At 43.2% G+C, this 22443-nt stretch carries 21 protein-coding genes; 12 read left to right on the forward strand and 9 right to left on the reverse strand.

Annotation, left to right across the window (positions count from 1 at the left end; all coding sequences use genetic code 11):
* Window positions 1–179: 179 nt before the first annotated feature.
* The 4 genes from AB6D07_RS04165 (at window position 180) to gltS (ending at window position 5499) form a co-directional block, all read left to right on the forward strand.
* A complete protein-coding gene (locus AB6D07_RS04165; protein ID WP_017102355.1) occupies window positions 180–1370 on the forward strand; it encodes an O-antigen ligase in 1191 nt (396 codons plus the stop codon).
* A gap of 77 nt (window positions 1371–1447) precedes the next feature.
* Window positions 1448–3412 carry an acyltransferase family protein gene (locus AB6D07_RS04170; protein WP_017102356.1) on the forward strand — a complete coding sequence of 655 codons (1965 nt, stop codon included), beginning with the start codon at window positions 1448–1450 and terminating at the stop codon, window positions 3410–3412.
* Window positions 3413–3599: 187 nt separating this feature from the next.
* On the forward strand, window positions 3600–3956 hold the full coding sequence (locus AB6D07_RS04175; RefSeq protein ID WP_009846095.1) for a YibL family ribosome-associated protein: 357 nt from the start codon (window positions 3600–3602) through the stop codon (window positions 3954–3956).
* A gap of 316 nt (window positions 3957–4272) precedes the next feature.
* Complete coding sequence (gltS, locus tag AB6D07_RS04180; protein WP_012601220.1) at window positions 4273–5499, forward strand: sodium/glutamate symporter; 1227 nt, start codon at window positions 4273–4275, stop codon at window positions 5497–5499.
* Between the two features lie 202 nt (window positions 5500–5701).
* On the opposite strand, the gene norW is transcribed toward gltS, so the two are convergent.
* From norW to AB6D07_RS04210, 6 genes are all read right to left on the reverse strand, one after another.
* The gene (norW, locus tag AB6D07_RS04185; protein ID WP_017102357.1) at window positions 5702–6871 is read right to left on the reverse strand and encodes an NADH:flavorubredoxin reductase NorW; all 1170 of its coding nucleotides are present in this window, start codon (window positions 6869–6871) and stop codon (window positions 5702–5704) included.
* Window position 6872: 1 nt separating this feature from the next.
* A complete protein-coding gene (gene norV, locus AB6D07_RS04190) occupies window positions 6873–8378 on the reverse strand; it encodes an anaerobic nitric oxide reductase flavorubredoxin (protein ID WP_017102358.1) in 1506 nt (501 codons plus the stop codon).
* Window positions 8379–8942: 564 nt separating this feature from the next.
* Window positions 8943–9599 carry an NAD(P)H-dependent oxidoreductase gene (locus AB6D07_RS04195; protein WP_009846099.1) on the reverse strand — a complete coding sequence of 219 codons (657 nt, stop codon included), beginning with the start codon at window positions 9597–9599 and terminating at the stop codon, window positions 8943–8945.
* A gap of 323 nt (window positions 9600–9922) precedes the next feature.
* Window positions 9923–10789, reverse strand: a complete 867-nt coding sequence (locus AB6D07_RS04200) for a hypothetical protein (RefSeq protein WP_017102360.1) — start codon at window positions 10787–10789, stop codon at window positions 9923–9925.
* A gap of 376 nt (window positions 10790–11165) precedes the next feature.
* Window positions 11166–11966, reverse strand: coding sequence for a glucosamine-6-phosphate deaminase (gene nagB / locus AB6D07_RS04205; RefSeq protein ID WP_012601215.1), 801 nt, complete (start codon window positions 11964–11966; stop codon window positions 11166–11168).
* Window positions 11967–12435: 469 nt separating this feature from the next.
* Entirely contained in the window at window positions 12436–12789 is a 354-nt protein-coding gene (locus tag AB6D07_RS04210) for a DUF413 domain-containing protein (RefSeq protein WP_012601214.1), read from the reverse strand.
* Window positions 12790–12945: 156 nt separating this feature from the next.
* On the opposite strand from AB6D07_RS04210, the gene AB6D07_RS04215 reads away from it, so the two are divergent.
* On the forward strand, window positions 12946–13836 hold the full coding sequence (locus AB6D07_RS04215; RefSeq protein WP_029222811.1) for a LysR family transcriptional regulator: 891 nt from the start codon (window positions 12946–12948) through the stop codon (window positions 13834–13836).
* Window positions 13837–14046: 210 nt separating this feature from the next.
* Here the strand turns inward: AB6D07_RS04215 and AB6D07_RS04220 are convergent, their stop codons facing one another.
* Window positions 14047–14250, reverse strand: coding sequence for a hypothetical protein (locus AB6D07_RS04220; protein ID WP_012601212.1), 204 nt, complete (start codon window positions 14248–14250; stop codon window positions 14047–14049).
* A gap of 236 nt (window positions 14251–14486) precedes the next feature.
* Here AB6D07_RS04220 and AB6D07_RS04225 point away from each other — a divergent pair, with 236 nt between their 5' ends.
* The 3 genes from AB6D07_RS04225 to AB6D07_RS04235 all read left to right on the forward strand — a co-directional run bounded on the left by AB6D07_RS04225 (window position 14487) and on the right by AB6D07_RS04235 (window position 17019).
* On the forward strand, window positions 14487–15863 hold the full coding sequence (locus AB6D07_RS04225; RefSeq protein WP_017102361.1) for an AlkA N-terminal domain-containing protein: 1377 nt from the start codon (window positions 14487–14489) through the stop codon (window positions 15861–15863).
* A gap of 82 nt (window positions 15864–15945) precedes the next feature.
* The gene (locus AB6D07_RS04230) at window positions 15946–16422 is read left to right on the forward strand and encodes a methylated-DNA--[protein]-cysteine S-methyltransferase (protein ID WP_017102362.1); all 477 of its coding nucleotides are present in this window, start codon (window positions 15946–15948) and stop codon (window positions 16420–16422) included.
* A gap of 207 nt (window positions 16423–16629) precedes the next feature.
* The gene (locus AB6D07_RS04235) at window positions 16630–17019 is read left to right on the forward strand and encodes a hypothetical protein (RefSeq protein WP_017102363.1); all 390 of its coding nucleotides are present in this window, start codon (window positions 16630–16632) and stop codon (window positions 17017–17019) included.
* Here AB6D07_RS04235 and nhaD read toward each other — a convergent pair.
* On the reverse strand, window positions 17016–18455 hold the full coding sequence (gene nhaD, locus AB6D07_RS04240; protein ID WP_017102364.1) for a sodium:proton antiporter NhaD: 1440 nt from the start codon (window positions 18453–18455) through the stop codon (window positions 17016–17018). The genes AB6D07_RS04235 and nhaD overlap by 4 nt on opposite strands.
* 426 nt (window positions 18456–18881) lie before the next feature.
* On the opposite strand from nhaD, the gene AB6D07_RS04245 reads away from it, so the two are divergent.
* The 4 genes from AB6D07_RS04245 (at window position 18882) to AB6D07_RS04260 (ending at window position 21659) form a co-directional block, all read left to right on the forward strand.
* Window positions 18882–19619: a nucleoside recognition domain-containing protein gene (locus tag AB6D07_RS04245; RefSeq protein ID WP_009846112.1), complete on the forward strand. Its 738-nt coding sequence runs from the start codon at window positions 18882–18884 to the stop codon at window positions 19617–19619.
* Window positions 19619–20086: a YjiG family protein gene (locus tag AB6D07_RS04250; protein ID WP_004737023.1), complete on the forward strand. Its 468-nt coding sequence runs from the start codon at window positions 19619–19621 to the stop codon at window positions 20084–20086. Before AB6D07_RS04245 ends, AB6D07_RS04250 begins: the two co-directional genes overlap by 1 nt.
* Before the next feature lie 647 nt (window positions 20087–20733).
* The gene (locus AB6D07_RS04255) at window positions 20734–21120 is read left to right on the forward strand and encodes an MAPEG family protein (protein WP_009846114.1); all 387 of its coding nucleotides are present in this window, start codon (window positions 20734–20736) and stop codon (window positions 21118–21120) included.
* Between the two features lie 8 nt (window positions 21121–21128).
* Window positions 21129–21659, forward strand: a complete 531-nt coding sequence (locus AB6D07_RS04260) for a hypothetical protein (RefSeq protein ID WP_017102365.1) — start codon at window positions 21129–21131, stop codon at window positions 21657–21659.
* Between the two features lie 71 nt (window positions 21660–21730).
* On the opposite strand, the gene AB6D07_RS04265 is transcribed toward AB6D07_RS04260, so the two are convergent.
* Window positions 21731–22366 carry an START domain-containing protein gene (locus AB6D07_RS04265; protein WP_017102366.1) on the reverse strand — a complete coding sequence of 212 codons (636 nt, stop codon included), beginning with the start codon at window positions 22364–22366 and terminating at the stop codon, window positions 21731–21733.
* Window positions 22367–22443: the final 77 nt, after the last annotated feature.

Genomic DNA, 22443 nt, shown 5'->3' on the forward strand with positions numbered 1-22443 from the left:
TGATGCCAAAGCCGTTAGATGGGCTGAGTTTGGACATATGAATTATAGGTAAATGATTCATGGACAATGCCCTAAAGGGACTAGTTTCTTTGTTTTCCGCTGTATGTCACTACAGTTCGTTTGCGACAGTGGCAAGTTTGTTTTAGAGTGCAACTCTTCTCAGCATTTTTAGATTAGTTATGGTTAGAATCAACACGAATTTAATTCAAAAGATACTCATTACACTGCCTTTGTTTTGGATTGTTACCGTCCAGGTGTGGTTAGGTCAGGGAAATAAGCCACTTGCGGCTATCACTTTATTTATCGCGGCTTGTTGCACTCTTTTGTATAGGAAAAACAGGGAGGTAAGAGATAAGCATAACTGGTTCGAAGATGGCTGGATATGGATACTGCTCTTGCTTTCTGTTTTTGCTGTTGCCTCTTATGAGTTGCATGGTTTTAGCAGTCAAGAGCTGAGGGCAACTTTGATTGGCTTGGTATTTTTCCTTTTTTATCGAAATGGCTTTGTTAAGTTATCAGATATACAGAACTTATGTTTCACCTCTATTGTCAGTACAACCATCCTCGTTGCTTATTATATCTTTTTTCTCTCTGGTGTCCGGGGGAGCTTACCATCTAATGCTCTCATTTTTGCTTCAATTCAAGGCTTCTCTGTCATTTTATTGCTCGCACTTGGTTGTATTTCGTACGAAGGGAAAAAGCCCAAAGCAATGGCTATCTTGGCATTTATAGGCTTTCTATCCATGTTTTTGGTGGGGTCAAGAGGGCCTCTACTAGCCGTTATTTTTATTGGTTTAGTTGTCCTATTCAAAATGATGATGCAGCATCGTCAGTACAAGACGCTGTTTACTGTTTGTGTCATTGTCATTATATCTGTATTTTTGGTGTCGAGATATGACGTGGTTAGTAAACGTATTGACTATAGCGTGTATGAATATGATCAGATATCACAAGGCAACATGGATACTTCCATTGGCTTGAGATTACAAATGTATCAAGCTGGGTTCGATTTCTTTGTGGATAGCCCCTTGCTCGGCATTGGAGGTGATAAAGAAGCGCAATTAGATAAACTCTCATTCACGCCAACAAATTCGGGTAAGAGATTTATCGTTAATGCGCATCTTCATAACAACTATATTGATAAAGCGGCTTCATCTGGCTTGGTAGGCATTGCCCTTCTCATGCTTAGTTTAATGTACCCTTTGTTTAATTCGAGATATAAGCTATCACCTATTGTATTGTTACCTGTTGTTTATTTTTCGATCATCTGCCTATTCGATTCACCCTTTAGGAATGGTGATTTAGCTGTCATGTACTTTGTCTTTATTGGGGTACTACTAAAACTGCAAGTGCGAACAGAAGCGCAGTGAAGCTAGCATATTACGCTCATTTCATTGTGGGTAGTTTTAGTGCATTTATTGATAAATAAGTTTTAAGTGAATAAATAATGAGCAGTCATTTTAGGTGTGACATTAATGCATTACGTGCATTAGCGGTCTTACTTGTTGTCATCTTCCACTTTTTCCCTAATGCCATCTCTGGCGGATTTTTAGGTGTGGATGTATTTTTTGTCATTTCAGGTTTCCTGATGACAAAAATAATCATGTCGAGTTTGGGGAGTAATGAGTTCTCATTGAAGAACTTCTATTTAGCGAGAGCAAAACGCATTATTCCTGCTTTAGCGGTCATGTGCCTTGTTGTGTTACTCGTTGGCATTATTTACCTAGACCCTTGGGCGTTAAGAAAATTAGGTAAGCATATTCTCACCAGTGTCGGGTTTGTTTCTAACCATACCTATTTAAAAGAGTCGGGATACTTTGATGTGGCCGCGCAAAGCAAGTGGTTGCTTCACACTTGGTCTTTATCCGTAGAATGGCAATTCTATGTATTATATCCTCTTGTTTTAATGGCGACCTACAAGTTATTCGGAGCTAAAGGTGCAGCCGTTGCTATTGGAACGACTCTAATCGGAAGTCTAGCTTATAACTATGCGTATTTAGGGAGCTCGGCTTCTTATTACGCATTACCATCCCGCGCATGGGAACTGCTCGCAGGTTCGGTGGTTGCTTTGAAAAGAGAGCCCATTGAATTAAAAAAGTCCAATGTTCAGTTATTGCTGTTAGTTGCTATTGCCTCACTGTTTATTTCCCCTTTCTTGATAGACAGCAGCACACTTTGGCCTAGTCATGTGACGCTTATTCCGGTCATTGCTACCGCGATAATTCTGCTTTTGAATTTGGACCTCAATTTTACCTTTCATAAATCACGGCTGATACAAGGGGTTGGGTTATGTTCCTACTCAATTTATCTCTGGCATTGGCCTATTAATGTTTTCATTAAAAACCTCACAAATAACACTATTACCCACAATATAATCGGAGTAATGGTTTCGGTCTTGATGGGGATCCTTTCATTTAAGTTCATTGAAAGTTACCGACCTAAGGAGAGATCCAAAGGCGGTAAATTCTTTTTGAACTATTACCCTCTAGTTCTTGCTTCCTTTATTGCCTTGATAGGGCAGGTTATTTATGAAAGTGAAGGATTACTTTGGCGCCTGGATAAAACACAGCTAGTCATTGCACAAAGTGTCTATGACCGGAATCCACGAAGCGGAGAGTGCCACGTCGAATTTGGACCATCTCCTGAGTGTCACTATGGCTCAGGACCCGTATCCGCGATTGTTTTAGGCGATAGTCATGGCGCATCGATAGTGAGAAGTGTTGAGGCGTCAGCACCTAACGATACATCGGTCATCGACTGGACGAGAAGCGCATGTCCGACGATTTCAGGTATCAAAAGAGTGCTTTCAAGTGGTGAGTTATCAGAAGAGTGTGGGGATTTTGTCTCAGCATCGTTAATTAAAGCTAAAACTAATTACCCTAACGTTCCTGTTGTTGTCATTAACAGAATGGGTGGCTATCTTTATGGTTCGAATGAAGATGGGTGGCAAAGTGAGAACGAAAAGATCAGTTTAATCGCAGGAGATAAAAGGTTTCAGACCAGATCGGAGGAGTACCTAAACTCTATCTTATCCAGTTTTGAAAAGACTATGTGCGAGCTTAGTCAATCTAACCCTGTTTATTTGGTCAAGCCAATCCCTGAGCTGAAGAAAGATGTACCTAAAACTATGTATAAGTATTCGATTCTAAATCAATCTGATATTTCGGTTTCCATTCCTCTTGAAGAGTACCGACAAAGAACCGTATTGATTACGAAATCTTATGAAAAAATCAGCCAAAACTGTCGAGTTACTCTTATAGACCCTGAACCGATATTTTGTGATGATCAGCTGTGCCGAGGGGATATCAACAATCACCCAACATACGTTGATGACGATCACCTGAATGAATTTGGTGCTGGCCAACTTATTCCTCAATTTCGCGAAAAAATATGGGGTCAATCAGCTCCGTAGGAAATGCTCATTCGCCCTTATTGTTTACACGAGAGAATAGGGGCGTTTCTGTGTTTGGAGCTATTGTGTTGGTCTTAAATGATTCGTTTAGGTAGCGATGTTTAAGATAAATTTCGGTTCAAGTGAACCATTGTGCTATACTCCGCGCCCCAATCCGAATTGGCTTGTTAAATCTTAGGAAATTATTATGAGTGTTAAAAACGAACTTCAACAAATTAACAACCGTCTAGACAAGTGTCGCAACAAGTTAGCGGCTGCTAAAACTCGTAATGATCGTCCTGTTGTTCGTCAATTTGAAGATGAGATTAAGAAGCTAACCAAGAAAATCGCTCAGCTGAAACATAAAGAAAGCTACGATGTGAACCAAGAGCGTAAGTCTCTGGTTGATATGCCATTTAAGCGTGAGATTACTAAGGCTGAACAAGCGGATATGGGTAAACTTAAAAAGTCTGTTAAAGGATTAGTAATTGTTCACCCAATGACCAAGATCGGTAAAGAGCTTCGCATTGAGGTTATGACTGGTTACGCACCGAAAAAATTCTAATTGCCAGTAATGGTGATGAAAAAGGAGCTAGCAATAGCTCCTTTTTGCTTTTTTAGGTATTAAAAAAGCAGAGTCAGCGGTAATAATACTCACGCCGTTTTCAACTTTTTAGAGGTGATTGTTGTCACAAATCCTTTTATCTCCTATAAAAGTTAACGTGCTACTAACATGGCACCAAGTGAACGCAGTAATGTGTTCGCTTTTCGAATCTACAATTTCTCTCCAGTTTGTATAAATATAGGTAGAGCAGCACAGATAATTACAGATAAAACTAGACTCGTTAAGGAAGATGAGAACGTAAAAAAATAGAGGTTATATGAATCAATTAATTTCAATTGGACCACTAGAATCCTTCCTAATCGCGATTAGTGTTTTGTTTCTAGGTCATTTCGTCAATGCAAAGCTTCCTGTTCTCAAAAAGTACAATATCCCAGAGCCCATTGTCGGCGGCTTGATTGTCGCTTTTGCTATTACAGCCCTGCATTTTAACGGCCTTGATCTTGAGTTTTCTTTGCCCTTGCAGAACACATTTATGTTGATGTTCTTTGCAACGGTCGGCCTTGCAGCTAACTACACACAGCTGATGAAAGGTGGTGCCAAGGTATTCCTATTCTTAGGGGTGGCTTCGGTTTACATCATTATCCAAAACGGTGTAGGCGTAACCTTAGCAACGACACTAGGCCTTGAGCCCTTGATGGGTTTGATTGCTGGCTCTATCACCCTTTCGGGTGGTCACGGTACAGGCGCGGCTTGGTCTCAAACTTTTGCAGACACGTTTGGCATTGCAAATACGTTAGAAATCGCAATGGCTTCAGCGACCTTTGGTTTGATCATCGGTGGTATTATCGGTAGCCCAGTGGCGCAAAAGCTGATTGATAAAAACCAGCTTGAATCTGAGTACGGTACTGGCACGCAAACGCACGAACGCTTCCCTGAACTTGTTACTTATAACGAGTATGAAGAAGACAAAGTGACGGCGAAGAAGGTGATTGAGGTGTTGTTCATCCTTCTTATCTGTATCACAGGTGCGAAGTACCTAGAGCAGTGGGTGGCGACTTTTGAAATTTCTTGGTTGATGATTCCTGACTTCGTTTACGCGTTGTTTATCGGTGTGTTCATCACTAACGTGTTTGAAGTGACCAAGCTGCATAAGACTGACAGCGAAACGGTCGATATTCTTGGTACGGTGTCATTGTCACTGTTCCTAGCAATGGCGCTAATGAGCCTTAAGCTTTGGAATATCTTTGACCTTGCGATTCCGTTCTTGGTTATCCTTGCGGTTCAGGCTGTGGTGTTGGGTATCTTCTCTTACTTTGTGACGTTCAAAGTAATGGGTTCTAACTACGATGCAGCGGTTATGGCGGGTGGTCACTGTGGTTTCGGCCTAGGTGCAACACCAACAGCAGTAATGAACATGGGCTCTTTAGTGAACCGTTTTGGTCCTTCACCACAGGCGTTTATGGTAGTGCCAATCGTGGGTGCCTTCTTCATTGATATCGTTAACCTGATTATCCTACAAGGTTACATCTCGTTTATTGGTTAATGTTCGCCTTTGCTTAAACGCGATGAGCTCATCGCACTAAGATGAACACAAGAAAGCCAGTCTGTTGACTGGCTTTTTTATTGTTTGCTTATACTCGAGTTGCTCTAGTATAAGCATCAAATTTTCCCGAATTTGATGTGCATTTTTGTGTTGAATACAGCTGAACGTATGTAATGAGTCGACTGCTTTTACACCTTTGTACTTATGATGGTGAACTGATTTGCAACTCCTTTAGTAAAGGAAATACAGCCTTGATGTGCTCTCCCGTGACAATGAATCCAACCAACTGGTTATCTTCATTGAAGCCCTTAGCGACAATGCCTTTAGGATCGAATCGAGTTTCCCAGCTCTGAGCTGTGTGAATATCGCGCCCTGCGAGCTGAATAGGATAACTCGGTGTTTTCACCTTGGTGATCATATGAGGCAAGCTGAGTTTTGCTTCGCCCACTTTGACCTCTCCCTTATCCTTAGTTAGCTGCTTCGCCAACACGTTTGCCGACAAGATTGCTGGCTGTAGATAAGCCATCACACGCCCTTCAATTTCAGCGCAATCACCAATCGCATACACATTGTTGGCGCTGGTTTTCAGGGTGTCATCGACCACAATACCTCTGTTGACCTCGATTCCCGCTTGCGTGGCTAAAGCCGTATTTGGCCTCAACCCTGCTGCGGCAATCACGATATCTGCTCGTATTAATCGAGAAGCGGTAGTTTGTAGCCTGACTCCATCATGAAGATAAGTCGCTCGACAAATCGCAGAGTCGGTTTCGACGGTAGCCCCTGCTTTTGCCAGCTCCCGTTCCAACTCAAGAGAAACGAAAGGCGGCACTAGGTTATTCAACAGATAACTTGCGGGTTCGATAATCGTGACATTTTTGCCCGCAGTTTGAAGGTCGAATGCAAGCTCTACCCCAATCAAGCCTCCACCAATCACAGTGATACGTTGTGCTTCATCGATCTGAGCTTTGTGTTTCTCGAACTCTTCCAAGCTATTTAACGTAATGGTAGCGCTGCGTTTAAGCCCTTCCGCTGGTGGTATGAAAGGCGTCGCGCCCGTCGCTAATACCAACTTTGAATAGTGGATAGATTGGCCATCAACATGAACACACTGCTGCTCAGTATCTATCTCGCTCACAAGTGCTTTGGTTTTGATGACCACGTTGTACTGCTCTGCCAATTGTTGAGCGTTATGTACTGCCAGTGTTTCCGGCGTTTGTTCCTGACTGAACGCGTGCGAAAGATTCGGCTTACTGTACTCAACCCCGGCATCGGCGGTGATCATAGTAATCGCGATATCTTGGTCAAGCTTACGTATCATCTTGATGGTTTGTAGGGCAGCGAAACCGCCACCCACAATAACAATGTTCGACATGCTACTTCTCCACAAACACTTCTTTGCCTAAATGGCATTCAGGGCAAAGGAAATCATCAGGTACTTGCGCCCAAGGAGTTCCAGGTTCGACGCCTTGGTAGGGTTCGCCCAATTGTGGGTCGTACACCCATTCACATACTGTGCAACGCCAGCAAGTGCAGTCTGCACTGTGTACTGGCTTATCTTGCGCTTCTTCTGGCTTCAGCTCTGTTGTGTCTTTGAGCTCGGCAGCGGTGTTTACCGGTGCTGGTGCGGCTTCAAGCGGTGTTACATTACGTGATACTTGTTTTGGTGTGCTCACTTCATCTGCTTCTACACGCCAAACCTCGGCCAGTGTCATGCCGTAATCGATACATTGGCGAAGAGCGTCTGTGTCTGGTTTCCAATGGATGTGTTGTGGCGCACTGACTTCGAAGTTAGCTTCATGTAAGCGAGCGTCGATACGTTTTACCGCGCCGCCAGTCCAACCTGAAGAGCCAAATGCTGCGGCTCTTTTACCAGCAAAGCGCAGTCCGTGGATCTCTTCTAGTAGTGCAGCGATTTGCGGCATCATCACATTGTTCATGGTCGATGAGCCGACTAGAACCCCTTTTGAACGGAAGATATTGGCAAGGATGTCATTCTTATCGTGCTTAGAGATATTAAAGACTTTGATTGCTGTTTCTGGGCTGCCTTTACGGATACCTTTTGCGATTGCGTCAGCCATCATGCGAGTGTTGTTCGACATGGTGTCGTAAACAATGGTGATACGATCTTCTTTGTAGGCTTTAGACCACTCGTAGTATTGCTCAACAATTTGCGTCGCGTTGTCGCGCCAAATACAGCCATGAGAGGTTGCGATAACATCGATAGGTACACCTAAGCTGAGCACTTCTTCTATCTTCGCTTTCACCAAAGGCGCGAAAGGTGTGAGGATGTTCGAGAAGTAACGCAGACATTGATCGTGCAGCTCTACTTGGTCTAGCTGATCGTTGAATAGGTTTTCATCACAGTAGTGCTGACCGAACGCATCGTTACTGAACAGGATCTCGTCACCTGTGAGGTATGTTGCCATTGAGTCTGGCCAGTGCAGCATTTTCATCTCAACAAAGATGAGTTGCTTACCGTTACCGACATCGAGCGTGTCGCCTGTTTTAACGGTTCGGAAGTTCCAGTCAGGCTGATGGTGATGGCCAACAATCGAGTTAACGCCAGCTTCTGTGCAGTAGACGGGTGTGTTTGGAATTTTGGCTAATAGTGCTGAAAGGGCACCTGAGTGGTCTTCTTCAGCATGCTGACAAATGATGTAGTCGATCTCGTTGATGTCGATTTCCATCTCAAGGTTTGCAAGGAATTGTTCAGTAAAGCGATGATCAACGGTATCAACAAGCACCGTTTTCTCTTCACGAATCAGGTACGAGTTATAGCTCGTACCTTTGTTCATGTGGTATTCCTTACCATGGAAGTGTTCTGTTTCCCAATCGTGGACGCCAACCCAGTGAACATTTGATTTAACGTGAATAGTCATAATGATAATACCTTATTTAAATATCTAAGGACATCATTGCACTAGTTGCGCCATGTTTTTAAGTATCTGTTTTAAATGTATTTGTTTGGAGTTTGTGTTGTTTTATGAGTCATTTTGACGTACTAAGTTTTGTGGTTGAAATGAATCTTAGGTGTCTTTATGACTCAGATTGGTTTGTAGATGTATGGCGGTTTGGCAAGAAAATTAATGATGTTTGCTCAGAAAGAGCAGGGTGAGGAACATGTTTCAACAAAGGGGATTATAGCGTAACTCCTGCGCTTCGCGAATTAGAACACGTGGATTGATCAAGTATTGGTGATCTAAAAAGCGGCTGGAATGGCTAAAGCTGAGATAGAAAGGATGGATGCGAAATACAGATATGAAAAAGGCCAGACGAGTGTCTGGCCAAAACAAGGCAGTGTAATTTAACAGTCTGAAGTGCTGTTGAAACTATATTTTGTAAAACGAAAAAGCGTTTTAAAAATTAAAGCGTTGTAGCAGTTAAGCGTTGTAACTGTTTAACGTGTTATAGCTGTTGATTCATTCGTCATCTTAATTAACGAGTTAAAGCGTCGTCACGATTTCATCAAGAGCTAGACGTGCTTTTGGTTTACCGTGGTTATAGTCTTCACCGTCTTTGTGGTAGCCGATTGCTAGCGCTACATCAACAACGTGACCGTCTAGTTCGTCAGCAAACTCTTCACCTATCATAGCGGCATCTACGCCTTCCATCGGTGTTGAAGCAATACCAAGGCGTGCTAGCGTGTGCATTGTGTTACCTAGTGCGATGTACACCTGAGACTTAGTCCAGTTTCCGTTGAAACCAGTCTCATCTGTGTTCATTTCTGCGAATGCGTAAGCCCCTAAGAACTGCTCGTACATTTCAGCAGGTAGGTGACCAGAGCTTACTTCTGTGTCAGCACGCTTTGCGAATTTTTCTTTAGTGTACTTAGGATCGTGAGCAAACAGGATCGTATGTGACGCTTCTTTCGCATGCGGTTGGTTAAACTGGAACATGTTCTCGAAAGTATTGTGGAAGCGTTGTTTTGCTGCGTCACTCTCAATGATGATGAATTTCCAAGGCTGAGAGTTGATAGAAGAAGCTGACAAACGAAGTGCTTCTTTGATTACTTCCATGTCTTCCGCAGAGATGCGCTTTTCTGCATCGTATTTTTTAGCTGTGTAGCGAGTGTTTAGATCTGAAATGATTGGATGAGTCATGTTGAATCCTAATATCTATCAATATAAATGTTGTAGGGTTTTATGTTCGGTAACGTCAACAATAAACGGATAACGCATTTAGGCTATATCTCTATAGAAGTCGTTTCTAGAACAGTCAGCCTCTAAAAGGCTGAACGCTTAAATGGCTATCGAACATGCCCCAATAAATCGAGTATCTGCGGTAGCTCAAGTCGATGGGTGTAAGATAATAGAAGATTGGCTTGGGAAAAATAGCGAACACATCAAATCACTATGGTTAATAATGTCCATAATGATTTGATTAGTGTGATCTGGATGTGTATTGGTTTTCGAAAATCAGCCAGTTAGTAGGCTTTGATTCCATATTGGCGCAATAAAGAAGGAAGTACGCTGTCGAGGTTTGGGATATCTTCAGGGTTAAGTTCAATCAAGCTAAAACCGTGCTCTCGGTAAACTTTCTTGGTCGCATTTCGTTTGTCTTCTTCTATAGGGCCTGAATCTGTTCCCCAGAACTGAATGTATACCTTGCCGCTTGGCAGGTAGAAATCGCTCATTACTTCTTTTGATATCGGGAGCGGACGTTCATAGGCATGAACCACTCCCGCCATATAAAGCCAGTTATCGATGATCAGCTCTCCCTTTGAACGCACATAATGTCCGTCTAAGGTTCGGTGTTTCGCCTCAAATTTCTGACGAAAGCTAGAAAACGAGACATCGGTAGAGTGGCTTTCAGCATCATGCCCTAGAAATTCGACAACAGATTGCTTCAAACGTTTATTGCGAACTAACGAATCGTGCCATACCACAAATAGGTTTTGAGTCGCTTTATCTTCCCTTTGCTCACCGCCTGCTTTTAAGCCTGTTGAGGTGACATGCCAACCATCTTCTTCACGTGTTATCCAACCAAGCTCGCTGAGCAACAGGTTAATTTTTTTTGCGCTAAGTTGAAAGGCACTGCCTAGTTGAGTTGCCGTTAGCGTTTTTCCAGAGAAAGAATCTAGGTCGATGAGTAGTTTTTCTGGCCAGACAATAAAGACACCAAACTTCTTGTGTTCGACATACTCCCCACCAAAGCTTTCGCCTCGTTCTGTGAGTACCCAACGCTCCTGTGAACGCACGATATAGCCAGCTGTTTTCAAATCACTGAATAGAGCCTTTGCTTCTATCCCTTTTTGTTTGGCTAGTGCTGATGTGGAAATCTTGTCTGGCATAGTCTGTTTCTCAAATAGCGGAGTGATGAACTGATGGGTGTTGTAGATATATATGATGCGATTGCGTTGGTAAACACCATATCACATCTATCAATGCTAACTGCAGTTCACTGGTCTATGTTTTTAGTAGAAAGCCATGTCTGATTTTGATTGTGTGGGAGGTGGGGCTTTAGTTGAATCTAAACAGCTTGCGCTAAATACCTATCGCTTGGTAACCGGATAGTTAGGCGAGAGCTGCAAAATATTTATGACGGTATAGAGCTTTTCCTCGTATCAAAAAGAAAAATAGCAGGCACAAAAAAGCCACATTTAAGTGGCTTTTCTACCTAAGGCGGCTTTCTATTACAAGACGCCTTTCTCATTCAAGAACTAAGAATTATAGGTCTTTAATGTTCTCAGCTTCTAACTCAGAGAAGTACTTAACTGTTTTCACTTTAAGTTCTTGAGTTGCAGGCTCGTCACAAACAATCACTGATTTAGGGTGAAGTTGCAGAGCTGATACCGTCCATAGATGGTTAACAGAACCTTCAACCGCTGCTTCTAGAGCAAGCGCTTTGTTGTGGCCTGTTACTAAGACCATGATTTCTTCAGAATCAAGTAGAGTACCAACACCGATTGTTAGTGCGTACTTAGGAACTTGGTTGATGTCGCCATCGAAGAAACGAGAGTTCGCGATGCGAGTGTCTTCAGTCAACGTTTTGATACGAGTTCGTGAAGATAGAGAAGAAGCTGGCTCGTTGAAAGCGATGTGACCGTCGTTGCCTACGCCACCCATGAATAGGTTGATTTTGCCGTAAGACTTGATTTTGTCTTCGTAACGTTTGCACTCAACTTCGTTGTTTTCCGCGTTGCCATCTAGAAGGTTAATGTTCTCTTCTTGAATGTCGATGTGGTTGAAGAAGTTAGTGTACATGAATGTACGGTATGATTCTGGGTGATCAGCAGGGATGCCAATGTACTCATCCATGTTAAATGTAACTACGTTTTTGAAGCTAACTTCACCAGCTTTATGTAGCTCGATAAGTGCTTTGTAAGTAGCTAGTGGCGTACCACCAGTTGGTAGACCAAGTACAAAAGGACGCTCTGCAGTTGGTTTAAAATCGTTAATGCGTTTAACGATGTGTGCTGCTGCCCATTTACCTACTTGTGCTGCTTGATTTAACGGGATAAGTCTCATTAATTTGCCCCTAGATATTAGAATTTATAGTGTTCTTAAACATTAATTCGCATTATAAAATAAGTTATCAGCTTGCGCTATTGTTTTAGGTCAAGTTTTTGCTTTTTCGTCATATCTGTGATTATAACACTCAAAATTGCACAATTATTGTATGGATATTTGGTGAAGTTAAACAAGATTAATACGTTTGTCACATACCGAGATATTGATTTTATGCAGAGCCAAGTGTCAAAAGAAAAAGGTAGGCTGAGGAGTGATGAATTCAATTGGGATTAAGATCCATAGAACGGATTGAAATTGTGTGGCTATCACGCTATCGATATGAATTTTATATAAATATTGGTGTTTTTGTGTAGGTTGGCTACACTTGATTATGACGAAGAAGGAGCATGTTTGTTTTAAGTTCCCGTTAATCCGAGGTGAACAAAAAAAAGCTCAAAGTGATGAGGTATCACTTTGAGCAGTTTTACTAATCTTCTAACACTAACTCTCTTTCGTATTCTTCCCGAGAAACTTCGCTGCGTTTGCAGCCGTTTAGGGTATGAAAGCGACGGCGTCCACGAGCCAGTTGAATATACTTCAACCAAACACGCTCTAACTTGGACTTCGCCTTATGAGGGTGAGACAACACTTTGATGAAGTGTTTTTCTTCTGAGTTGCTTGGCGAAAGTTCGCCAGTCTCAAGTGCAAACATGGTGTCACCAAACAAGGTTAGGATTTCCTCTTCTGAAAGAGTAAAATCACCCGACTTAGCAAACCCTCGTGGGAATTTAATGGTGTCATAAAAACGTTTTTTTCCGTGTCGGAATTCGGTCTCAGACATATCAGCCTCAGTAATGTGGTTAGATAGAAATTAGTGTTTATTGCTCACGCGAAAATATTGTTAAAAGGCTAAAATAGGAAACAAAACGTTTTTGCCTTTACGATAAACAATCCTAGATCGGCTAGTTAGCAGATTTATTACAGAGATGTATTTTTGATGGATGTGAAAGTATTTAGAACCTTTCTTGAGGTTGCAAGGGTGCGCCACTTTGGGCGTGCAGCTGAAAACTTGTATTTAACACAAGCAGCGGTGAGTGCGCGGATCAAACAACTTGAAGGCTATTTTGATACTCAGCTCTTCATTCGAGACCGCAATAACATCAAGCTGACCTCTTCTGGTGAGCGTTTGATTGGTTATGCTGAAGTGATGGTATCCACCTTACAACAAGCCAAGTTTGAGCTGTCGTTAGAAAGTGGAAAAGCGTTGCAGTTAACATTGGGTGGCACACCGAATATCTGGGATGCGTATCTACAAAACTGCTTAAGTGTGGTGACCGACTCTTTCGGTGGCTACGGCTTTATGGCCGAGGTGATGGGTCGCGAACAGCTGAACCGTAATTTGCTAGAACGAACCTTAGACATGGCTTTTGCTTTCGATCAGATCAAAGCGGAAGAGCTGAACTGTAAAAAAGTCGCTGACTTGGTTTTGGTGTTGGTATCAACGGAGCAAGATGATCTGGAATCTGTATTCCAACATAAATACGTTTATGTCGACTGGGGAACGCGTTTTGGTTCTGAACACGCCGAGCGTCACCCCAAAGTGCCTGCGCCGTATCTACGTACCTCAACAGCTCGTATCGCTTTAGATTTTATCTTAGAGAAAGGTGGCAGTGCGTATTTACCTGTTTCTATGGTTGAACCTTTTATCGAGTCGGGTCAATTGCACAAGGTCAAAGGGGTTGAAGACTGGTATCGCCCAATTTACCTGAGCTACCGTAAAAGCAGTACTTCGGTTGATGCGATCATTCAGGTTGAGAAGTTGGTTAATGAAATTGACCCATCGACTGCCTACACGTTGCAACAAGCCGCTGAACAAACACCAGAGTAACAGCTGTTTCTGTAACCAATATGCTTTGTTGATTAAATAAAAATGGCTCCTAACTAGTTATATAGTTGGGAGCCATTTTTGTTTTTAAACCAGAGATGATTTTCTTTTCCAAATCAGAGATAACCCTAACTCGGATAAAACCGTTTATGCCTGGTATGCGTAACCTTTTTTAAAAGCCCTATCACTTCAAAGCACTATTCTTCGAAAATTCTAGAGATTCATTAGATTCTCGATAGATTCTTCAAGAGAGTGTGACATGTAAGAATGGATTTGATTGCCATCCGTTGCGTCAATCTCAATCTTAGAAATCCCCTTATCCGCTTCGTCTTCAAGAAAGCTGAGAGACTGCTCGACTGATTGACTGGTGAGAACCTGTTGGTTTGATAAAACAATACGACACGTGTGAAGAACCATAGCCTTTTCCTTTTTATATTCGACAGGTCTCTGCATCTTAGTGTGCTAAGTACCTATCGTTGACGTTGTGAGAAGAGTTTCTTCTCAAGGTTAAATTTAGTCGAATTGCGTAAAAAGAAAACCCTTTTTTGTGATTTATCTAACCTTCAGTTCCGAAAGTGGCTAGCGACAATGACAGTTCACGGTAAACTTTTAGGTATCGGAGTAAAAATTATGGCAAATGGGAAGAGCACAGCATGTCGAGAAATATTCATCACAACAGTACGTTAACGAGTGAGCAGTGTCATTTAGCTCGATACGCGCGAGATGCTCGCTTTGATGGGATGTTTTTTACGGCGGTAAAAACAACCGGAATTTTTTGTCGTCCGATTTGCCCAGCAAGCCCGCCCAAAGAAGAAAATGTCGAGTATTTTTCTCATCAAGCTCAAGCCTTGAAGGCTGGGTATCGCCCATGTTTACGTTGCCGGCCAGACAGCGCGCCTTTTTCTCCGGCTTGGAAAGGTGTTGAAACGACTTTCTTGCGTGCTTTACAGTTGATTGAACATGGTGCGCTGAACTCAGGGTCAATCGTCGACCTTGCCACTCGACTAGGTATTTCAGACCGCTATTTACGAACCTTATTCGATAATTACATCGGCGTATCACCAAAGCAATATAGCCTTTATAGCCAATTGATGTTTGCCAAGCAGTTACTTCACACCAGTAGCATGAGCATTACCGATGTCGGCTTTGCGAGTGGCTTTAATAGCACGCGCCGCTTCAATGATGCCTTTCAAAAAGAGCTGCAGCTCTCGCCAAGTCAAATCCGAAGAGCTAAGCCAAGTAACAATCTAAGTAATCATATCCAACTCAGTTTCCATGGCCCGTTGGACTGGGATCATTTGCTGGGCTTTTATCGACGACGAATGATCGAAGGCTTAGAAGAGGTGGGCGACGGTTATTACCAACGCACAGTGAACGTGAACGGTTCGAAGGGCTGGTTCAAGGCCACTTTAGCCAAAGAAAGCCGCTTGGATATTGAGTTTGAGTTGGACGATATAAGTCAATTGAGAAGCTTGATTGCTAACATTCGACGCATATTCGACCTTGATGTCGATATTGCCAAGGTCGAGGCCTTTTTTACAACCATTGACCCCAACTTGGTGGCTAAGAGTGGCATCCGCATACCTGGTGTGTGGAGCGCTTGGGAAGCTGGGGTAAGAGCGATTCTCGGGCAGCAAGTCTCGGTAACAGCGGCCATTGGTCAGCTCAACCTATTGGTGAAAGAGCTTTCTGGTGAGCATGAGAAAGCCAGCTTCCCTACACCTAAACAAATAGCTGATGCTGATGTGAGCTTTCTAAGGATGCCGGGAAGTCGTAAGGAAACCTTAAAGCGTTTTGCCCAATACATGGTCGATAACGAAGCTGAGCATCCTTCTAAGTGGATTGATCTCAAAGGTATTGGTCCTTGGACGATTCAATATGCGCTGCTGCGCGGGCTCAGTGAACCTAACCACTTGCTAGTAGGCGATTTGGTGGTGAAGAAATTCATCGAGCATCGCCCTACCATTAATACAGAGAGTGTTTCGCCTTGGGGAAGTTACGCCACGTTCCATTGTTGGAATCAGTCTTAAACGATGTTTCAAGTGGAATAGAGATACCTCTCTGATATAGAAGCAATGAATAAACATCGGAATTACCAAGCTAGGAGAGATTATGACTAACCGTTTTACTTATTATCAAAGTCCACTAGGAACCGTGACGTTACAGGCGAACGATGAAGGGCTGCTCGGCCTTTGGTTTGAAACTCACACTACCAAGCCTGAACAGTTAGGTGTTCAAGATGATAGCTTTCCGATCTTTGCGTTGGCTATCAAACAGCTCGATCGTTATTTTGCTGGTGAAGCTATCCAGTTTTCTGTGCCTATCGCAGCCAAGGGCACTCCGTTTCAGCAGTCGGTTTGGCAAGCGCTGATGACCATTCCTTATGGAGAAACATGGAGCTATGCACAATTGGCCGATGCGATTGGTAACCCAAAAGCGGTGCGTGCAGTGGGTTTGGCGAATGGCAAAAATCCGGTGTCTGTGATTGTGCCGTGTCATCGTGTGATAGGTAAAAATGGAAAGCTGACGGGTTATGCGGGGGGGGTAGAGCGTAAACAGCGTTTGTTAGTGATTGAGGGAAGAAAGTAAGTAAGCTTAGAAAGCTACTGAGCTAGCAACTTGAAACGCTGTTCTATCGGTTAAGGTTGAAGGTTTGTACGACTCAGGAGGAACATTAAGAGATCTCAGCGTGACTCTGCAATAAAAACGTGACTTTGCAATAAATTCGCCACTTCCTGGAAAATAATGATTTGGTTGCATATTATTTAGCCATGTTTTTTAGGCAAGGATGCCCAAATGAATAACCATCATTTTCTGATAATAGCTTTCACTAGTGTGTTATTGCTGACCGGTTGTTTAACTGATACTAGTCGCCCCTTTGAAGTACCGCAGCTTGTTTTGTTCAAAGGGATGTATGAGAACGCGGACGATAACAGCTATCTACTTTTTGAGTCAGGACAAATGACCTATCAAACAATCGGTAACACGGTCACTAGAACTTATCGTATTGAAAATGATTTGATTAACATCGAGTTGAATTCAGGAAATAGCCGAGTGGATTCTGGGCTGATGATGCGTATTCAACAAGAAGGAGCAGTGTTAACCTGCAACCAGTGTCCAGCAGTGCAGTTAAGCAACGTCTGGACACGTGTTGATAAGCCTTTAGTTGATTCCCCTTTAGACTAGAACATATCACCGTTCAGCCATAGGTGAGCGGCGATACTGACCCCATAACCAATCATGATTACTGGCATCCATTTTAAGTGGCCAAAGAAGGTGTACTTACCATGTGCAGCCCCCATTAATGCCACACCAGCGGCACTACCAATAGACAATAAGCTGCCGCCAACGCCCGCGGTTAGGGTGATCAGTAGCCAGTTGCCCATCGACATTTGGGGTTCCATGGATAACACGGCAAACATCACCGGAATGTTATCGACAATAGCCGATAAGATCCCCACCATGACGTTGGCCCAAATTGGATCCCACTGGCTATACATCACGCCCGAAGCTAATTCCAAGTAACCAAGTAGACTCAAGCCACCGACACACATTACCACGCCGTAGAAGAACAAAAGCGTGTCCCATTCGGCATGCGACACTCTTCGAAATACATCGAATGGAACAACAGAACCCAGTCGTTTCAGGGCCCCTTCATCGTTATTGGCGATCGCCACCGCCTTTTTCTTGGCGAGTGAGTTGGGCAAAGTCTTGCGTAAGTAATAGCCAAAGAACTGCAGATAGGCGAGCCCCATCATCATGCCCATTACTGGAGGGAAGTGGAGTACGGCATGGAAAGCAACAGCGGTCGCTATTGTCATAATAAACAAGAATACGATGCGCCTCGCACCACGTTTTAATTCAACGTGTTGATGGACTGTGTCGGGCTGAGTGGTGGGTACAAAGTAAGACATGATCAGCGCAGGGACGAGGTAATTCACCACCGAAGGAATAAACAAAGGAATGAACTCACTAAAACTCACATAACCAGCCTGCCACACCATGAGCGTTGTGATGTCTCCGAATGGACTGAATGCACCGCCAGCATTGGCGGCTATCACGATATTCACGCAGGCTAGGTTGACGAATTTAGGGTTAGAACCTGCCACTTTAAGAACCACAGCGCACATCAGTAGAGCTGTCGTGAGGTTGTCGGCGATAGGTGAGATAAAGAAGGCCAGAATACCGGTTATCCAGAACAAAGAGCGAAAGTTAAAGCCTTTGCCTACCATCCACGCTTGCAGCGCATCAAACAGTCTCCTCTCTTCCATGGCGCTAATGTATGTCATGGCGACGAGTAGAAAGAGTAATAGCTCGGCATATTCCAGCAGGTTGTGTTCGAGCGCTTGTTTGGCGACTTCAACAAGGTTGTGTTCTTGGTAGGTAAAACCAATGATTATCCAGATCAGGCCCGCTGCAAGTAGAACTGGCTTGGATTTTCGGAGTTTTAGGTATTCTTCCATCATCACCACGATGTAGGCGACAACGAAAATGGTCAGCGATAGGTAGCCAGCAAATGAACTGGTTAGTTTGAGCGGCTCTCCCAACTGAGAAGTGGCAGCGCCTGCTACCGTAGAAAAAAATAATAAAGAGAGAACAGCAGAAAGCTGGATACCTAACATGGATTACGCTCCGAAGTTAATCAGTTATTAACACGGGTAAAAGCGTAGACCTAAATAACCCTGTTCAGTGTGATAGATATCTTAATAATTCAATAGATTATATAGAAAACAGTAGATTGGGTGAAAACGTGAGATCACGATGAAAGATTTTTTTGAGCTTTCTATTCGAAGCCTGATTATTGTGGCGATTATGTGCGTTTTTGGTTGCGGTGTTGAAGCTAGGTTTGTTTAGTTTTGTATGAGAAATATTCTAATTTTTTTAGCGTATACCTCTACTTTAAAATTTGAATCACAGTTTTATATGTTGCTTTGGTTCTTTTATTTAAACCGATGCACTATTTGATTTTGGTCATTAACCTTTTGCTCATTAGTTTGCACTATCTATACGTGTTCTGTTCCACATAAACGAGATGTATAGAGGTCCTTATGACTAATCCAACCAAAACCGATCGCAAAGTCACGATCGGCAGCTATATCGCACTCGCGTTCGCGATTGTGTTCTTTTCAGGCTTAATGCAGTCCAATGAATGGTATGGAGTGCTCGATTTTACGACGCTCAACGGTTCATTTGGTAAGGTCGCTTACGATGTGAGTGAGTCGGCTGATGGTATCCAAGCGGCAACGACGTCACTGCGTGGTAAAGGCGGTAGTGGTGCGCGTGACGGTTTCATTTTTGCATTGACACTTATTCCGACCGTGATGTTTGCACTGGGTATGATCAACGTACTTGAGCACTACGGTGCACTGGACGCGGCTCGTAAACTACTAACTCCACTACTTCGTCCTTTAATGGGCATTCCGGGCAACTCAGGCTTGGCACTGATTGCTTCTCTGCAAAGTACCGATGCGGGTGCTGCGATGACACGTCAGCTCAAAGATGAAGGGCATTTGACTAAGCGTGAAACCGATGTGTTCACCATGTTCCAGTTTACTGCGGGTGCGGCGATCGTTAACTTTTTCTCTTCAGGTGCGGTGTTGTTCACTCTAACGGCGATGGATGGTTCTTTGGCAGTGACATCGTCAATAGGTCTTGCTGTTGCGGTGATGTTTATCTTCAAGTTTGTTGGTGCGAACTTATTCCGCCTCTACCTCAACATTACTGAAGGTAAAGAAGACAAAACAAAATCAGACAAAGAACAAAAACTGGAAGAGGAAGTAGCATAATGAGCGAAGTTAAAGCAAAGAAACCAATGGTTACTGATATTTTCGTTGAAGGTGCTAAGAAAGGCTGGGTTATCGCGACAACCTCTACAGTACCTAATGTTCTGATGGCGTTTGTGATTATTAAGGCGTTGCAGATTACTGGTGCACTGGATCTGATGGGTAGTGTGTTTGCACCTATCATGGCGGTATTTGGTTTACCGGGTGAAGCGGCAGCAGTATTGATTGGCGCGTGGATGTCGATGGGTGGTGCCGTCGGTGTGGTTATCACGTTGTTTGACCAAGGCATTCTGAACGGCAACCATATTGCTATTTTGGCGCCAGCTATCTACTTGATGGGTTCTCAGGTGCAATATATGGGACGCATCATGGGACCAATTGGTACTGAAGGTCGTTATATCCCTGTGATGATCGCGATTTCAGTATTGAATGCGTTTGGTGCTATGTTTTTGATGAACATTATTTTGTAACGTGGCTTTGAACGATTAGCTACTATTTGAACGATCAGTTACTAATAGCTTTTCGATGTTGAAAAAAGAAACCCCGTTTGGCTTTCACCAAACGGGGTTTATTCTTTTTCGTAGCCATCCTGCTACTGACGTTGTTACTTATTTTTTAATAAGGTCACGTATGCTCCTTGCATCGTTCCTTGATTTGGCTAAATCCTTTAACCTATCCAATCCATCGCCTTCCTAGCGGTGTCCATGCTAACTCATCATCCTGACAAGTGACTCTATCCTAGAGTAAAACTTCCTTGCTGATCACTCATCCTAAGCCATCAAATCTTCATCCTGAAGATACCTAATCCGTTAGGCTTTTTCCTGTTCCTGCCAACTCCCTGTCGACATGAGTATTAAACACTTTGGAGGCTTTATTCGCAATTAGCCTTAGGAAATAAATATCCTCGTTAACTAAAATAAATATGCGTGGATTCATATAAAACAAGGGGTTGGGTTTGTAATTTTTCTTTTTTCTGCGAAGCTTGACTGTGATCTCTTACGTTCGGTGTGAGAGATCTCTTACAAATGTTCGGGCGCGAATATCATTCGTTGTTGAACTCATCCGTCGATAGGTGAGCGAAATACGCTCAACAAACTCAAAGTAATAGGAAAATATAATGGTTACAGCACTTTACGCAGCCTTGCTGACGGTCGTAATGATTTGGTTGGCGATAGAAGTCATTAAGCAAAGACGAATCAATCTGGTTGCTCATGCTGATGGCGGTGTTGAGTCGCTACAGATAGCACGTTCCGCACAAAGTAATGCAATGGATTACATCCCAATTACGGTTATTTTGATGGGCTTTTTGGAGATGAATGGTGCCAGTGTGTGGCTTATTCATGCCATTGGTGTTGCATTTATTCTGGGGCGTGTGATTCATGCAAAAGGTATTCTGGCAAAAAACTTAAAGGGTAGAAAAGTGGGCATGGTGTTAACGCTTATCTGCATGATCTCTTTGATTGTCCTAAACTTAGCTTACCTACCTTTTGATAAAATGTTCTAGGGAGCATTATGGCATTGCGCCTTCCCCCTGCTTGGGCGATTGTCCTTGCGGGGTTAATACTCAACATCATGGCGATTGTCATGTCGAGCTTGGTGCTCGACAAAATTGAAGCGGAAAAATCGGAATACAACGATCGTAAATACGGCAATGTGTACTCTATACAATTGGCCTGGAATACGATCGAAACCCTAGAGCGTAAGCGTGAAGCTATTCTTATTCACCTTGATAAGTCATCAGCAGAAAGAGCCCAACCCGCCACTATTCTTGATGAAGCGCTGCGCGGCCAACTTCGGAGTTGGGTGAGTGATGAGGTGCCGGCTATCTCACTGGCTAATTTACCCAAGCTTATGATGCTGATAAACAGCGCCCAAGAATCACAACGTTCACGAATCGATGACTATTATTTGGATAACCTGACTTTGGTTGAGTTTATCCAAAGGCTTGATGAAAAAATGGCTTTTTATAAGAATATTGCGCTGTTTCTTCAGGTGTTTGGTTTGGCGCTTATCTTAGCTCGCGACCTCGCTAGAAGGCCTTAGTATTTACCTATTTACCTATTTACCTATTTACCTACTTATCTACCTAGTTATCTACCCATCGACTGGTATCGCTAGCGAGACTCACTTGGCAGGTTAGGGTGCTGCTGGCCTTGGTACTTCTGTAATTGTTCTTTTAGCCCTTTAAACGTGCTCAGTGCACTATCAATCGATAATTTGTTCATTAACCAATTTGGCAGGATGCCACCTGCGTTCGCATACGCGGTGTAGGTAATGTAAGTATTGCCATTGGTGAGCGGTTGCAGAGTCCATAAGGCATCTACATCATAAATTCGAATGTACCCCGACTCTTTCGCCAAATAATCGGACGCATCCTTGATCGACAAGACAAACTGCCCATCCTCGATGCTGTATTTTGAGTAGGTCACCATATCGCGATCTCTGGCAGGCCAAGGCGCTTTGAACTGGGTATAGACGATATTTTCATCCTCAGATATCTGCATCAAAACACGACTTTCCGATACGTTATCTATCCAGTTTGGCACGTTCGCGCTGTCTTCCAATAACAGCAAAAAACCAGAATAAGTGGTGGGCGTTTGCATTTGTGCTCGTATTTCTACCAAGCCTTCAGTGTGAGGTCTCTTATCAATGATGATGCCATCTTCACTTTTTACGAACTGCCATGGAGCAGCGTAAGTCAGTGTTGATAAAGCATAGAGTCCGATTGCTAAAATCCTAAGTAATATCATTATTCTTCCATGAAAAGAAAAGCTTATCTTTAGGAGTATAGAATAAAAATGGTTTTGATTCGTGCTGAAATCGCACT

Origin of the sequence: Vibrio sp. 10N.239.312.C11, from assembly GCF_041466065.1 — a bacterium.
Classification (GTDB): domain Bacteria; phylum Pseudomonadota; class Gammaproteobacteria; order Enterobacterales; family Vibrionaceae; genus Vibrio; species Vibrio tasmaniensis_A.